Below are 14,351 nucleotides of genomic sequence, written 5' to 3' on the forward strand. Positions count from 1 at the left end.
GACCGCGGGCCCCACGGGAGGTGCGAATGACGGGCGACATACCCGGCGACGTCCAGGGAGACGCGCAGGGCGACGCGCGGCCGGACACGCACACGGACGCGCAGGGCACGAACGGCGGTACACCCCCGTACGCCGTGAACGAGTCCGCCGAACGAAGGCGTTCCGCGGCCGCCTCCGACGCCCAGGAGACGGTGCACGCCGGCGTGGTCGTCTCGATCGGCGCACTGCTGCTCGGCATGCTGCTGGCCGCCCTGGACCAGACGATCGTGTCGACCGCGCTGCCCACCATCGTCAGCGACCTCGGCGGCCTGGAGCACCTGTCCTGGGTGGTCACCGCCTATCTGCTGGCCTCGACCGCGGCCACCCCGCTGTGGGGCAAGCTCGGCGACCAGTACGGCCGCAAGAAGCTCTTCCAGACCGCGATCGTGATCTTCCTGATCGGCTCCGCGCTGTGCGGCATGTCGCAGAACATGGGCGAGCTGATCGGCTTCCGGGCGCTGCAGGGACTGGGCGGCGGCGGACTGATGGTGCTGTCCATGGCGATCGTCGGCGACATCGTGTCGCCCCGGGAACGGGGCAAGTACCAGGGCCTGTTCGGCGCCGTGTTCGGCGCGACGAGCGTGCTCGGCCCGCTGCTCGGCGGATTCTTCACCGAGCAGCTCAGCTGGCGCTGGGTCTTCTACATCAACCTCCCCGTGGGCGTCGTCGCGCTCGTCGTGATCGCGGCCGTCCTGCACATCCCCGGGAAGGCCGCCAAGCACGTCATCGACTACCTCGGCACCTTCCTCGTCGCCACGGTCGCCACCTGTCTGGTCCTGGTCGCCTCACTCGGCGGCACCACCTGGGGCTGGAGCTCTCCACAGGTCATCGGCCTCGCGGCGGTCGGCGTGGCGCTGGCCGTGGTCTTCGTGGCCGTGGAGCGGCGCGCGGCGGAACCCGTCCTGCCCCTGAAACTGTTCCGCATCCGGACCTTCACCCTCTCGGCCGTGATCAGTTTCATCGTCGGCTTCGCGATGTTCGGTGCGATGACCTACCTGCCGACGTTCCTCCAGGTCGTCCAGGGCGTGTCGCCCACGCTGTCGGGCGTGCACATGCTGCCCATGGTGTTCGGGCTGCTGATCTCGTCCACGGTCTCCGGCCAGATCGTCAGCCGTACCGGCCGCTGGAAGGTGTTCCCCGTCGCCGGCACCGGGATCACCACCATCGGTCTGCTCCTGCTGCACCAGCTCGACGAGCACAGCGGCACCGGCCGCATGAGCGCGTACTTCTTCGTCTTCGGCCTGGGACTCGGCCTGGTGATGCAGGTTCTGGTCCTGATCGTGCAGAACGCGGTCTCGTACCAGGATCTGGGCGTCGCCACCTCCGGCGCGACCTTCTTCCGCTCCATCGGCGCCTCGTTCGGAGTGGCGATCTTCGGCACGGTCTTCGCGAGCCGTCTCGGCGACAAACTGACGGTCGCGCTGAGCGGGCGGCAGCTGCCGCCGGGCATCTCCCCGGACAGTCTGAAGGCCGACCCGAAGGGCATCTCCGGCCTGGCGCCCACGCTGCGCGGGCCCATCCTGCACGCGTTCGCCTCGTCGATCACCGACGTCTTCCTGTACGCGGCTCCGGTCGCCCTGCTGGGTTTCGTGCTGGCCTGGTTCCTGCGCGAGGACAAGCTGCGGGGATCTGTCACGGCGCCGGACCTCACCGAGACGTTCGCCACCAATCCGGTGGAGCGGTCGTCGTACGACGAGGTGTGCCGCGCGCTGTCGGTGCTGGGCACCCGGGAGGGGCGGCGCGAGATCTACGAGAAGATCACCGCGCGGTCCGGGTACGACCTGCTGCCCGCCGCGAGCTGGCTGCTGCTGCGGATCAAGAAGTACGGCTGGGCCGAGCCGGCGCAACTGGCCGAGGGCAGCGCCGTACCGCTGCCGGTGGTGCTCGCCGCGGCCCGTCAGCTGGAGGTGCGCCGCCTCGTCGACCGGGAGGGTCTCGACCTCGTGCTCACCGACGAGGGCCGCGAGGCCGCCGGGAACCTGGCGAAGGCCCGTGAGGACTCCCTCGCCGAGCTGCTGGGCGACTGGTGGGGTCCGGACCGTCCGACGGACCTGGTCAGGCTGGTCGAGGAGCTGAACGCGGAGATGTCGGGCTCCGACGCGGAGCGCCCGCACGACGGGTCGGTACCGAGACCGCAGGGCCCGACCTGACGCCCCGAACCCACACCCACACCACACACCACGGCACGCACACCACCGCACGCACACCAGCGCACGCACACCACCGCACCCCGACCACCGACCCTGACCCCCTCCCCAGATCCGCCCCCGTACCCAGATCCGCCCTGACGACGAGATCGGCGCGACGACAGCTCAGGAGGGTGTCCGCAACCGCTTCGCGAACCAGTGGTCGGCGTAGACGTCGTCGTTGTGGGCCGCGGTCTCCTCGTAGCCGTGCCGCGCGTAGAGCGTGCGCGCCTCCACGAGGTCGCCGCGGGTGTCGAGGACCAGTTTCCGGGCGCCGAGGCCGAGTGCCGCCCGCTCGGCCGCGGCGAGCAGCAGTGCCGCGCCGCCCCGGCCGCGCAGCTCCGGCCGTACGAAGACCCGCTTCAGTTCACCCGTGACGGTGTCGAGCATCCGTACTCCCGCCATGCCCCCGGGTTCGCCGCCGTACCGGGCGACCAGCAGCACTCCGGTGGGCGCGGTGAATTCGGCCCCCGTGCTCGCGGCGATCTCCCGCTCCAGCTCGCCGGGATCGGTCGCGTGGCCCTCGTGCAGCAGGTACCAGCGGTCGCTGACCTCGGTGTAGTAGGCCCGCCACAGTGCCCGGGCGGCGGGGGAGCCGAAGGGCTCGGGGCCGACGGTCCAGGAAGCCACGTCCGTCGCGTGGCTCGGCACACAGCTGCGCGCGGGGCCGGTCGAGCCGCTCGCGGCGGCCGCCTCGGCGTCGTTCTTCGGGTCGTTCCTCGCGTCGTCGGCCGTCTCGTCGGTCGCGGGGTCGCCGGTACGTGTCATGGCGGTCATTGTCAGGAGGCACCGGGCCCGGTCCGCAACCGGTTATGCGTCGACCGGCGCCGGATCGTGCGGGACCGGGCGCGGCCGGCCCCGTTTGAAGGCGTACTTCCGGGCAACCCGATCCGCGAACCGGCCCGTTGGGTCGAGAAACCCCGGAAGGCATCCATGTCCACAGGCGTCATCATCGCTCTGATCGTGATCGTGGCGGCCGTTGCCGTTGTCGCAGCCGCCCTGACCCTTCTCGCCCGCAGGCCGCAGGGCGGACGCACGTTGCGGCGGCGCTTCGGGCCCGAGTACGACCGGGTCGTCGCCCGGCACGACGGCGACGCCAGGGCCGCCGAGCGCGACCTCGCCGAGCGCGTCAAGCGCCACGGCTCGCTGCGGCGGCGGCCGTTGGAGGAGGCGGCCCGTGAGCGGTACACGGCCCGCTGGACGGCGGCCCAGGAACGTTTCGTCGACTCCCCCCGGGACGCGGTGGCCGAGGCGGACCAGCTGCTCGGCGAGGTGGCCGGTGAGCGCGGCTTCCCCGACGGTGAGCGCTACGACGAGCGGCTGGAGGCACTCTCGGTCCACCACGGACACCGTGTCCACGGCTACCGGCGGGTTCACGAGGCCACGCACAGCCCCACCCCGGACGACCGCGCCGGCACTGAGGAACTCCGCGAGGCCATGATCGAGGCCCGCGGCCTCTTCGAGGAACTGGTGTCCACCGAGCGCCAGGACTCCGCCGCCGACCGGCCGGACCCGGCTCCCGACAACCGATCCCGGACGCCGTGGGCGCTCAACAGGCGCCAGGTGAAGGGGAGTTGAGGAAGGTGAATGACATGACACCGGACGAAGGCAAGGACACGGCGACCCGCCGCGAGGTGCTGAAGGGCGACGCGGAGGCGGCACCCGCCGGGCGGACCCCGCGACACGAGACGACCCCGCGGGACGAGTCGGCACCGAGGACCGGGACGACATCGAAGACCGAGGCCGAGAAGACCGAAGCCGACAGGGCCGACGCCGAGAAGGCCGGGACCAGTGGTACCGGCGCCGAGCGGACCGACGGCGCGGCGGTACGAGGGGACGAGCGCAACCGCGGCCGCGCGGCCACGGACACCCTGCGCGACACCCCGGACCGGGCGGCCGGTGCCGGTGAGCGCGGCACGGCGGCGCGCACCCCCTTCCCCGCGCCCGCCCAACAGACGGTGGCCCCGTCCGGCGCGACCGCGGACGATCACCCTGAGACACCGGACCGGGCCGCATCCACCACCGGCGAGCACGCCGTGACGCCGCGCACTCCGGTCCCCCTGGGCTCCCGCGAGGCGACCACCTCCCGCGAGGCGACCTCGGCGCGTGAGTCCAAGGGCTCCCGCGGGACCGGGACCCCGGCCGCCGGGCGCGCGGCGGACGGCTCCGGAGAGCCCGCCCGTACCGGCGCGCACGACCCGGGTACGGCACGCGGGAACGGTGTCTCCGGCGCGGACGACAGCGCGCTGCTGTCCCACGACGCGTGCGACAAGTACGCGCTGCGGATGCGGCACGCGGTCGGCGGGTTCGTCGACGGTCCGCGGGCGTCCGTCGAGGAGGCCGATCATGTCCTCGAGGAGCTCACGGCCCAGTTCACGGACGCGATGGCCCGGCGTCGGCGCACGCTGCGCACGTCCTGGGAGAAGGCCGGCGCGGACGAGGCGTCCGACACCGAGCAACTGCGCCTGGCCCTGCGGGACTACCGCGAGGTCACGGAGCGCCTGCTCCACCTCTGAACGGCACCGCACCGCACGGCACAGCACGGCAATCGTGAGGCCGCGTCCCGGACCATGTTCCGGGGCGCGGCCTCACGCGTCGACGCCGGTCACCCGGCCCGGCGCTCGCGCCAGTCCCGGACGATCTCGTCCACGTCGTAGGGCTTGAGGCCGAGCGGAGGCCCGGGCGGCGGCTTGAACATGACCTCGCGGATCTTGGCGTTGATGTCCTCGACGATCCGGCGCACGGCCCGCTCCGAGGGCGCCGCCGACGCCGCGGCGAGCGCGTCCTCGGCCTCCTTGCGCAGGGCGAGGGTCGGGGGCAGCACCGACAGGCCCTCGCGGGCCATCTTCCGCTTGATCCACCACAGTTCGTCGTACGACGTGTCGGTCACCTCGGGCAACGGTTTTCCCGCGCCGGGGAGGTCCGTGAACTCACCGCGTGCCTCCGCCTCGCGGATCTGCCGGTCGACCCAGGACTCGAAGCTGACGCCGGGTGGCTTGCGCTCGGTCATACGTCCATTGTGCCGGAGGACGCCCGAGCGGACGATCGGTCGAATTATCATGCGGCGGCGGCGTGTCGACCACGCCCGGCACCAGGACGATCGAACCGGTGGGAAGCACCACCGGAACGCGAAGGAGCGCACGTGCTCGAACTCACCATGGCCTCGGTCACCGGGGCGGACGCGGGCGCGACGGCCGGAATGCTGATGGCCGACGCACCGAGCGACCCCGGCGCCGTGCTGCGGGTGGGCCGGGACCGGACCGTGTGCCGGCTCGCGACCCCCGACGACTGGCTGTTCGTCTCCCGGGTCCATCTGGAGTTCCTGTGCGGTCCGGAGGGCTCCTGGCAGGTCACGTGGCTGCACGGTTCCCGTCCGGAGCCCTCCTCCGAGGTCCGGCTGACCTTCGCCGGGATGTCGACCCGGTCCGTCCCGTACGGCGGGACGGCGCAGCTCCCCGCGGGCAGCACCGGAGAGATCGTCATCTTCGACCGCACCGGCCCGCAGAGCGTCAACGTGGGCTTCTACCACGAGCGGTAGCGCCCGCGAACGCGTCCCGGGCGCCCGGCCGGTCTCCCCGGCCGGGCTCCTCAGTCGAGGACCCGGGCCAGCGCGAACCCGTCGTACCCCTTGCTGCCCACGGTCTGGATCGCCGTACCGCTCAACCTGGGGTGGGCGGCGATCAGTTCCAGCGCGGCGCGGGTGCCGCGCACGCTCGGGTCGGTGCTGTCCGCGTCGGTCACGCGGCCGTCGCGGACGACGTTGTCGACGACGATCAGGCTGCCCGGGCGGGTGAGTTCGAGGGCCCACTCCACGTAGCGCGGGTTGTTCACCTTGTCCGCGTCGATGAAGACGAAGTCGAACGGCTCCGGGTTCTCCTCGGCCAGCTTCGGCAGCGACTCCAGCGCGGGACCCACCCGCACCTCGGCGATCCGGTCGAGGCCGGCGCGGGCGAGGTTGCGGCGGGCGACCTCCGCGTGGGTGGCGTCGTACTCGAAGGTCACCAGCCGGCCGTCGGCGGGCAGCGCGCGGCCCAGCCAGATCGTGCTGTAGCCGCCGAGGGTGCCGATCTCCAGGATGCGGCGCGCGCCCTGGACATGGGCGAGGAGCTGGAGCAGCTTGCCCTGGTTCGGCGCGACGCCGATCTTCGGAAGGCCGGCGGCGTCGCTGTCGCGCAGCGCGGCGGTCAGGGTCTCGTCGGCGGGGGCGAGGAGGGCGGTGAAGTAGTCGTCGACGTCGTTCCACAACTGCGACTCGCTCATGCACCATACCTTTCGTATGCCTAGTTAGAAGTGCTAACTAGTTCCGTCGACGAATCTAGTCGCGCTCCCCGCGCTTGTCAGCCGCATGACCGGAGTGGTCCTCCGGACGCGGCGGTGGGATGGGCCGATCAGCGGTGGTGATACGGGCCGGTCGGCGGCGGTGACGCGGGCCGATCGGTGTTGGCGGCACGGGCCCGATCCCCGGCGGTGGGTCAGGCGTCGGTCCCGGCGGCGCGCGGGGTGCCGGTTCCGGCGTCGGGCCGGGTGCCGGGTTCGACGGCCGGGGCGGAACCCGGCAGTGGCAGGCCCGCCGACTCGGACATGAACCACACCGCCACACCGCCGATCACGGCCGCGGCCATCATGTAGTACGCGGGCATCATCATGTTGCCGGTCGCCCCGATGAGCGCCGTGACCACCAGCGGGGTCGTGCCGCCGAAGAGCGAGACGGAGATGTTGAAGCCGATGGAGAGCGAGCCGTAGCGGACCTTCGTCGGGAAGAGCGCGGGCAGCGCGGCGGGCATCGCGGAGGTGAAGCACACCAGCAGCAGGCCCAGCGCGCCCATGCCGAGCGCGACCGCGAGCAGGCTGCCCTGGCGGATGAGCAGGATGGCCGGGACGGACAGCGCGAGGAATCCGGCACAGCCGGCCGCGATCACCGGGCGGCGGCCGACCCGGTCGGTCAGCGCGCCCGCGAAGGGCTGCACGATCATCATCAGCGCCATTACGCCGAGGACGACCAGCAGGCCGTGCGTCTCGTCGTACTTCAGCTCGCTCGTCAGATAGCTCGGCATGTACGACAGCAGCATGTAGTCGGTGACGTTGAAGACCAGCACCAGGCCGACGCAGAGCAGCAGCGCGCGCCACTGGCCGGCGAGCATCGTGCGCAGCGCCACCTTGGGGCGGTCCTTCTCCTTCTTGGAGGCCTTCTCCAGCTCCGCCGCGAACGCCGGGGTCTCCTCCAGGCGCAACCGCAGATACAGCCCGATGACGCCCATCGGGCCCGCGATCAGGAACGGCACGCGCCATCCCCAGGCCAGCAGGTCCTCGGTCGACAGGAAGGCGGTCATGAGGGTGACCAGACCCGCGCCGCCGATGTATCCGGCGAGCGTGCCGAACTCCAGCCAGCTGCCGAAGAAGCCGCGCTTCTTGTCGGGCGCGTACTCGGCGATGAAGGTGGAGGCGCCCGCGTACTCGCCGCCGGTGGAGAAGCCCTGCACCAGCCGGGCGGCGAGCAGCAGCAGGGGGGCGCCGACTCCGATCGTCGCGTACGACGGGATCAGGCCGATCGCGAAGGTGCCCGCCGCCATCATGATCATGGTGAGCGCCAGGACCTTCTGGCGGCCGATGCGGTCGCCCAGCGGTCCGAAGACCATGCCGCCGAGCGGGCGGACGAGGAAGGCCGCGGCGAACGCGCCGAAGGTGGACAGCAGCTGGGCGGTGGGGTTGCCGGACGGGAAGAAGACCTTGCCCAGCGTCACCGCGATGTAGCTGTAGACGCCGAAGTCGAACCACTCCATCGCGTTGCCGAGGGCGGCGGCCTTCACGGCGCGCTTCACCAGGGCGGGGTCGGTGACGGTGACCTCCGGGCGCGCCGGGGGCCGGAGCCGGACAGGAGCGACGGGAGCTGCGGGAGCGACGGGACTGACGGAGGGCAAGATTCCGCTCGCCTGCCTTTCGACGGGGACAAGGACGTGGTCCGCCCCGGGGGTGACCCGGGACAGACGGAAAAGCGACCATAGGGTCGCTCCGTCCCGTCACGCGCCGTCGCCGAACCTGCGCGCAACGTGCGCAAACGCCGTGTGCGCAGGGGTGACGGGCGGCCGGGGGGCGGGCTCCGGATGGCCTGTCTGTGACCTTTGTCGCGGACGAATGTGATCCATGTCGCAGACCGGGCGGGGAACCGAACCGATCTCGCACTATCGTCATCCGGACAAAAGGTAGGGGGACGTCAGGTGAAGGGGGGGTTGCCTGCGTCCATCCACGGGGGTGGTGCGAGCCTCTAGAGGTTCGGAAGGAAACCGGCGCACGGGACATGCGGGACGAACGGGGCGGGAGGGTCGACGGGGCGTGGCGAATGTGGAGCACGGCGGGCGAGCGGGTGGTGCCTTCGGGGCGGGGGCGGCGGAATCGGCGCAGGCGCGGCTGCGCACGATCCGTATCGGGTTGTGGCTGATCACCGCGGTCCTCGCGGTGCGACAGGTCGCCGTCGTCCTGAGCACCCCCAAAGGGGACCGGCTGACCGACCTGGAGACCTGGGTCGGACCTGAGGGCGTCCTGCATGTGAAGGGGTCGCTGTACGACTCGACGCAGTTCACCGGAACCCCTTTCGGGGGACTCGTCCTCAAGCCGCTCACCCGCGCCGCCGAACAGGGGCTCGGCTGGGGATGGACCTTCGGCAGCCTGTCGCTCGTCGTCGTGCTCGGTGTGGTCGCCGCGCGCGCCCTGCCGCAGCCCGTGAGCCGCCGCACCTCGCTGCTCGCCGCACCCGTGGCCATCAGCCTGCTGATGCTGTCGCTGCCGGTCCGCAACGCCCTCTACCTCGGCCAGACCAGCATCATCCCGGTCCTGCTCGTCCTGCTGGGCTGCTTCACCGTCCGCGGGGAGCGCGCGAGCGGCGTCCTGATCGGCCTCGCGGCGGCGCTGCAGCCCACCGTGCTGCTCTTCGCGCCGCTGCTCTGGTTCACCGGGCGCCGCCGCGCCACCGTGTCCGGCGCGCTGACCTTCGCCGCCTGCACGGCCCTCGCCTGGGCCGCGATGCCGCACGACTCCCACACGTACTGGGTGCACCACCTCGGAGGTGTCGGGCTCGGCGGGGAGGCCGACGGCCTCGCCAACCAGTCGCTGCACGGCGCGCTGCTGCGTATCGGCCTCAACGGCCCTCTGGAGATCGGCCTGTTCCTGCTGCTCGGCGCGGCCGTCGCGGTGCTCGGCCTGCGCCGTGCCGTGCGCTACGCCGAGGACGGGCAGCTGCTCCTGGCCGTGGCGATCACCGGCTGCGTCGCCGTCGCCGTCTCACCGACCACCTGGCAGCACCAGTTGCTGTGGGTCCTGCTCGCGCTGGTCGGCCGCGTCGGCAGGAAGGCCTCGGACCGCGCCATGTGGCCCGTCGCCGTCATCCTCGTGATGACCCTGCCGGCGACGATGATGCTGCCGAACATGACCGTGGTCCACCCGCTGCGCGACAACGTGGTGCTGCTCGCCGCGCTCGCCGCCGCCACGGTCGTGCCGTTCCTCTCCCGCACCTCGGAGTACTACCGGGCGCCGATCCCCACGGACTACGCGAAGCCCGTCCCCACCCGGTGGAAGCGGGTGCCGCTGCTGCCCTTCCTCGGCCGCGTCCGCACCCGGCCGAACCTGCTGCTCGAACTGCTCCTGATCCGCGTCGGCTACTCCGCCTACCAGCAGGTCAGACTGGCCGCGACGGGCGGCACCAACGCGGGCGGCCGGGCCACCGCCGAGCACCACGGCGACCAGATACTGTCCATCGAGCGGTTCCTGCACGTCGACATCGAACACTGGGCCAACCACGCCGTGTTCAAGGTCGAGTGGCTGCGGGACTTCTTCGACTTCTATTACGAGTCGTTCCACTTCGTCGTCCCGCTCACCGTCCTCGCCCTGCTCTACATCCGGCGTCCCGGCGACTACCGCTGGGCGCGCTCGGCACTCGGCTTCGCCACGCTGCTGGCGCTCGTCGGTTTCTGGCTCTACCCGCTGGCCCCGCCGCGCCTGATGCCGGGGCTGGGTGTCATCGACACCGTGCACGGCGTGCAGGACTTCTCCAAGCCGGACTACGGCACGCTGACCGCGCTCACCAACCAGTACGCGGCGATGCCCTCGCTGCACTTCGGCTGGTCCCTGTGGTGCGGACTGGTGATCGTGATCCTGGCGCCCAAGTGGTGGATGAAGGCCCTCGGTCTGCTGCACCCGCTCTTCACCGTGTCGGCGATCGTGGCGACCGGCAACCACTGGGTACTGGACGCGGTGGGCGGCGCGGCGGTCGTCGCCGCGGGTTTCGGCCTGACCCACCTCCTCCAGGGCCCGAGGCCACGGACACCGGCCGTGGCGACCGGTACGGAGGAGCCGGCCGCGGCGACAGCCGCTCCCGCGGGCAGCCGGGCGGGCGCTCCCGCGGACAACCCGGCGGGTGGGCAGGTCGGCGGGTGAGTCGGCGGATCGCGACACGCGCCGCGTCCGGGGGCCGGCCCTCGGGGGAGGCAGGGGCGGAGCGTAGGGGGCTGCCCCTGCCTCCCGCGGGACGGGCCGACGGGCGCCGGGAGGCCGCCGGCCCGAGCGGGTGCCGGGGTCAGCCGGCGTCGACCTGGAGCTCCTTGACACCGTTGATCCACGCGGAGCGCAGCCGGCGTGGGTCGCCCACCAGGGAGAGGTCCGGCATCGCGTCGGCGATCGCGTGGAAGATGAGGTCGATCTCCAGCACGGCCAGGGACTTGCCCAGGCAGTAGTGCGGGCCTCCGCCACCGAAGCCGAGGTGGGGGTTGGGGTCACGCGTGATGTCGAAGTCGTCGGGGTTCGCGAACACCTCGGGGTCGTGGTTGGCGGAGGCGTAGAACAGGCCGACGCGGTCGCCCTTCCTGATCCGTTTGCCGCCCAGTTCGGTGTCCTGGGTCGCCGTGCGCTGGAAGGAGACCACGGGGGTCGCCCAGCGGACGATCTCCTCGGCGGTGGTCGCCGGACGGGTGCGCTTGTAGAGCTCCCACTGCTCGGGGTGGGTGAGGAAGGCGTGCATGCCGTGCGTGATGGCGTTGCGGGTGGTCTCGTTGCCGGCGACGGACAGCATCAGCACGAAGAAGCCGAACTCGTCGGAGCCGAGGTTGCCCTCGTCCTCGGCCGCCACCAGGGTGCTGACGATGTCCTTCGCCGGGCACTGCTTGCGGTCGGCGGCCATGTTCATGGCGTACGAGATGAGTTCGGTGGCCGACTCGGCGCCGACCTCCTCGGTGATGGCGTATTCCGGGTCGTCGTACGCGATCATCCGGTTGGACCACTCGAAGATCTTGACCCGGTCGTCCTGCGGGATGCCGATCAGTTCGGCTATCGCCTGGAGGGGCAGTTCGCAGGCGACCTCGGTGACGAAGTCGAAGGGCCCGGAGTGGGCACGCGCGCTCCCGACGATCGCGAGGGCGCGGTCGCGCAGCCGCTGCTCCAGCGCCCGGATGGCCCGCGGGGTGAAACCGCGCTGCACGATCTGGCGGACGCGGGTGTGTTCGGGCGGGTCCATGTTGAGCAGGATCAGCCGCTGGGCGTCGATCGCGTCGCGCTCGATGTGGTCGTTGAAGCGGATGATCGCGGTGTTGAGGGACGAGGAGAAGAGCTCCGGGTGCGTGGAGACGTACCTGACGTCCGCGTGCCGGGTCACCGCCCAGTAGCCCTCGTCCTGGAAGCCGGCCAGGTTGGGCGGCTGGGGTATCCAGCGGACCGGTTCGGCCCGGCGCAGCTCGGCGAACTCCGGCAGGGGCACACGATGGTGCAGCAGGTCGGGGTCGGTGAAGTCGAACCCGTCGGGCAGCGCTGGACAGGGCATCGGCAACTCCAGGTCTCACGCGTTCCGTTGTGACGACGTTGTTCCACGCCGTGTTCTGACGCCGTTGTCGTGACGACGTCGTTCCGACGCCGTGTTCTGACAGTCGTGCCGCGGCAGCCGAGTTCCAACCGCCTGACGGCCCATCAGAAGATGGGAAGTGCCGTGAAGGTAATAACGGGTTCTACAAGTCGCAAGGGGTGCGGCGCCCTCAATTGAGGGCGGAGACGGCGTCGGTGACGACTTCGGGGCCTGCACGACCCTTGCGGCGCGGGGGCTCGGCTCAGCAGACTGCACGGAGAACTAGTACAGGTTCTAGTTCGGCGCGGTGGGTGGGCCGGGACGCCCCGCGCTGCGCGGGTCAGCGAGGAGAGGACCTAGCCCCATGGCCGCGGAACCCGTGATCGTCGAAGCCGTACGCACCCCCATCGGCAAGCGCGGTGGCGCGCTCGCCAATCTCCACCCCGCCTATCTCCTGGGCGAGACCTACCGTGAACTCCTCGGCCGCACCGGCATCCACGCCGACTGCGTCGAGCAGATCGTCGGCGGCACGGTGACGCACGCGGGGGAGCAGTCGATGAACCCCGCGCGTACGGCCTGGCTCACCATGGGCCTGCCCTACGAGACCGCCGCGACGACCGTCGACTGTCAGTGCGGCTCCTCGCAGCAGGCCGCCCACCTGACGGCCAACATGATCGCGGCCGGGGTGATCGACGTGGGCATCTCCTGCGGTGTCGAGGCGATGTCGCGGGTGCCGCTGGGCTCGGGGTCCAAGCACGGCCCGGGGAAGCCGTTCCCCGACGAGGCGAACGTGGACCTGCCCAACCAGTTCGAGGCGGCGGAGCGGATCGCGCGTCGCCGTGGACTGACGCGGGAGGACGTCGACTCGCTCGGTCTGCTCTCGCAGGAGCGGGCGGCCGTGGCGTGGTCCGAGGAGCGCTTCAAGCGGGAGACGTTCGCCGTGCAGGTCCCCACGACGGAGGACGAACAGCGCGCCGGGCAGGGCATGTGGCGACTCGTCGACCGCGACGAGGGGCTTCGCGACACATCCGCGGAGGCGCTGTCGCGCCTCAAGCCGGTGATGCCCACGGCCGTCCACACGGCGGGCAACTCGTCGCAGATCTCGGACGGAGCCGCCGCGATCATGTGGGCCTCGAAGCGGATGGCGCGGGCGCTGAAGCTGCGGCCGCGGGCCCGGATCGTGGCCCAGGCGCTGGTCGGCGCGGACCCGCACTTCCACCTGGACGGACCGGTCGACGCCACTCGGGCCGTACTCGGCAAGGCCGGCATGTCGCTCAGGGACATCGACCTGGTCGAGATCAACGAGGCCTTCGCCTCGGTGGTGCTGAGCTGGGCCCAGGTCTTCGAACAGGACCTGGAGAAGGTCAACGTGAACGGCGGCGCGATCGCGCTCGGCCATCCGGTGGGGGCCACGGGAGCGCGTCTGATCGCGACCGCCCTGCACGAACTGGAGCGCAGGGACAAGGAGTTCGCCCTCATCACGATGTGCGCCGGCGGGGCGCTGGCGACCGGGACGATCATCCAGCGGTTGTGACCGGGAGGCACCGGAGTCACGTCGGGCGGGGGCTGACACGGAGGTCAGCCCCCAAGTCCCCCACTCGTGTGGCCGTTCGTGTCCCTACTTGTTCACCGCGAAGCGCATCAGGTCCCGCTCGTCACCCTGCTTGATCCTGCCCGTCTGGTTGATCACCTCCAGCTTCCAGACACCGCCGGCCCTTATCGCCTTGGCCACGGCGCAGCCGTTGTCGTTGCTGAGCAGGCTCGGCCAGATGTCGGCGACCTGCTGGGTGCTGCCCCCGGTCGCGTCGTACACCTTGATGCTGATGTTCCGCGCCTTCTGGAAGGAACTGCCCTTCTTGAACGCGGCGGCGACGAAGACGATCGACGTGACGTTGGCCGGCACCCGGGCGAACTCGACGGTCACCGTCTCGTCGTCACCCTCACCGCGTCCGGTCTGGTTGTCGCCGCTGTGCACCAACGAGCCGTTGCCCAGCGGGTCCAGGGAGTCGAGGCCCGCCAGCCGCACCGGGTCCGAGCCCTGCATCGCGATCGCGATCAGGTCGAGGTCGGTGCCGGCCTGCCGGCGGAGCTTTCCCATCAGTCCGCCGCTCGATCCGGCGGTGGGGTCCCAGGACACCCCGATGGACAGATGGGTCACTCCGTCCAGGTCCGCCGGGCCGTCTTCCTTCGTGAGCGTGATCATGCGTGGTCCTCCTGGTCATGGGACTGCTCCGATGCAGTCTGCCCGGAGCCCCGTGGACGGCGGCAGCCGGGTGAGCCCAAGGGCCGCTCCCGCCCGGAGCATG

12 protein-coding genes are annotated in these 14,351 nt (G+C 71.3%); 6 read left to right on the forward strand and 6 right to left on the reverse strand.

Features of this window, described 5'->3' with window-relative positions:
- Positions 1-26 precede the first annotated feature (26 nt).
- Entirely contained in the window at positions 27-2,189 is a 2,163-nt protein-coding gene (locus GFH48_RS27735; protein ID WP_153290844.1) for an MDR family MFS transporter, read from the forward strand.
- Between the two features lie 162 nt (positions 2,190-2,351).
- Here GFH48_RS27735 and GFH48_RS27740 read toward each other — a convergent pair whose 3' ends face one another.
- Positions 2,352-2,855 carry a GNAT family N-acetyltransferase gene (locus GFH48_RS27740; protein WP_228121417.1) on the reverse strand — a complete coding sequence of 168 codons (504 nt, stop codon included), beginning with the start codon at positions 2,853-2,855 and terminating at the stop codon, positions 2,352-2,354.
- 303 nt (positions 2,856-3,158) lie between these two features.
- On the opposite strand from GFH48_RS27740, the gene GFH48_RS27745 reads away from it, so the two are divergent.
- Positions 3,159-3,803 (forward strand): hypothetical protein, encoded by a 645-nt coding sequence (locus GFH48_RS27745; RefSeq protein ID WP_153290846.1) that lies wholly within the window; start codon positions 3,159-3,161, stop codon positions 3,801-3,803.
- Between the two features lie 14 nt (positions 3,804-3,817).
- Complete coding sequence (locus GFH48_RS40175; RefSeq protein WP_407698670.1) at positions 3,818-4,741, forward strand: hypothetical protein; 924 nt, start codon at positions 3,818-3,820, stop codon at positions 4,739-4,741.
- Between the two features lie 89 nt (positions 4,742-4,830).
- Here the strand turns inward: GFH48_RS40175 and GFH48_RS27755 are convergent, their stop codons facing one another.
- Positions 4,831-5,235 carry a DnaJ family domain-containing protein gene (locus tag GFH48_RS27755; protein WP_153290847.1) on the reverse strand — a complete coding sequence of 135 codons (405 nt, stop codon included), beginning with the start codon at positions 5,233-5,235 and terminating at the stop codon, positions 4,831-4,833.
- A 132-nt stretch (positions 5,236-5,367) separates the two neighbouring features.
- Here GFH48_RS27755 and GFH48_RS27760 point away from each other — a divergent pair, with 132 nt between their 5' ends.
- Positions 5,368-5,763 carry an FHA domain-containing protein gene (locus tag GFH48_RS27760; protein WP_153290848.1) on the forward strand — a complete coding sequence of 132 codons (396 nt, stop codon included), beginning with the start codon at positions 5,368-5,370 and terminating at the stop codon, positions 5,761-5,763.
- Positions 5,764-5,813: 50 nt separating this feature from the next.
- Here GFH48_RS27760 and GFH48_RS27765 read toward each other — a convergent pair whose 3' ends face one another.
- Positions 5,814-6,485, reverse strand: a complete 672-nt coding sequence (locus GFH48_RS27765) for an O-methyltransferase (RefSeq protein ID WP_153290849.1) — start codon at positions 6,483-6,485, stop codon at positions 5,814-5,816.
- A gap of 212 nt (positions 6,486-6,697) precedes the next feature.
- On the reverse strand, positions 6,698-8,143 hold the full coding sequence (gene proP / locus GFH48_RS27770; RefSeq protein WP_153290850.1) for a glycine betaine/L-proline transporter ProP: 1,446 nt from the start codon (positions 8,141-8,143) through the stop codon (positions 6,698-6,700).
- A 412-nt stretch (positions 8,144-8,555) separates the two neighbouring features.
- Here proP and GFH48_RS27775 point away from each other — a divergent pair, with 412 nt between their 5' ends.
- A complete protein-coding gene (locus GFH48_RS27775; RefSeq protein ID WP_153290851.1) occupies positions 8,556-10,652 on the forward strand; it encodes a bifunctional glycosyltransferase 87/phosphatase PAP2 family protein in 2,097 nt (698 codons plus the stop codon).
- 139 nt (positions 10,653-10,791) lie between these two features.
- Here the strand turns inward: GFH48_RS27775 and GFH48_RS27780 are convergent, their stop codons facing one another.
- Positions 10,792-12,027: a cytochrome P450 gene (locus tag GFH48_RS27780; protein WP_153290852.1), complete on the reverse strand. Its 1,236-nt coding sequence runs from the start codon at positions 12,025-12,027 to the stop codon at positions 10,792-10,794.
- A 382-nt stretch (positions 12,028-12,409) separates the two neighbouring features.
- Between GFH48_RS27780 and GFH48_RS27785 the strand changes: the two genes are divergently transcribed.
- Positions 12,410-13,579, forward strand: a complete 1,170-nt coding sequence (locus GFH48_RS27785) for a steroid 3-ketoacyl-CoA thiolase (RefSeq protein ID WP_153290853.1) — start codon at positions 12,410-12,412, stop codon at positions 13,577-13,579.
- Between the two features lie 84 nt (positions 13,580-13,663).
- Here the strand turns inward: GFH48_RS27785 and GFH48_RS27790 are convergent, their stop codons facing one another.
- Entirely contained in the window at positions 13,664-14,248 is a 585-nt protein-coding gene (locus GFH48_RS27790; protein ID WP_153290854.1) for a TerD family protein, read from the reverse strand.
- Between the last annotated feature and the right edge of the window lie 103 nt (positions 14,249-14,351).

It is taken from the genome of Streptomyces fagopyri (assembly GCF_009498275.1).
In the GTDB taxonomy this organism is placed as follows: domain Bacteria; phylum Actinomycetota; class Actinomycetes; order Streptomycetales; family Streptomycetaceae; genus Streptomyces; species Streptomyces fagopyri.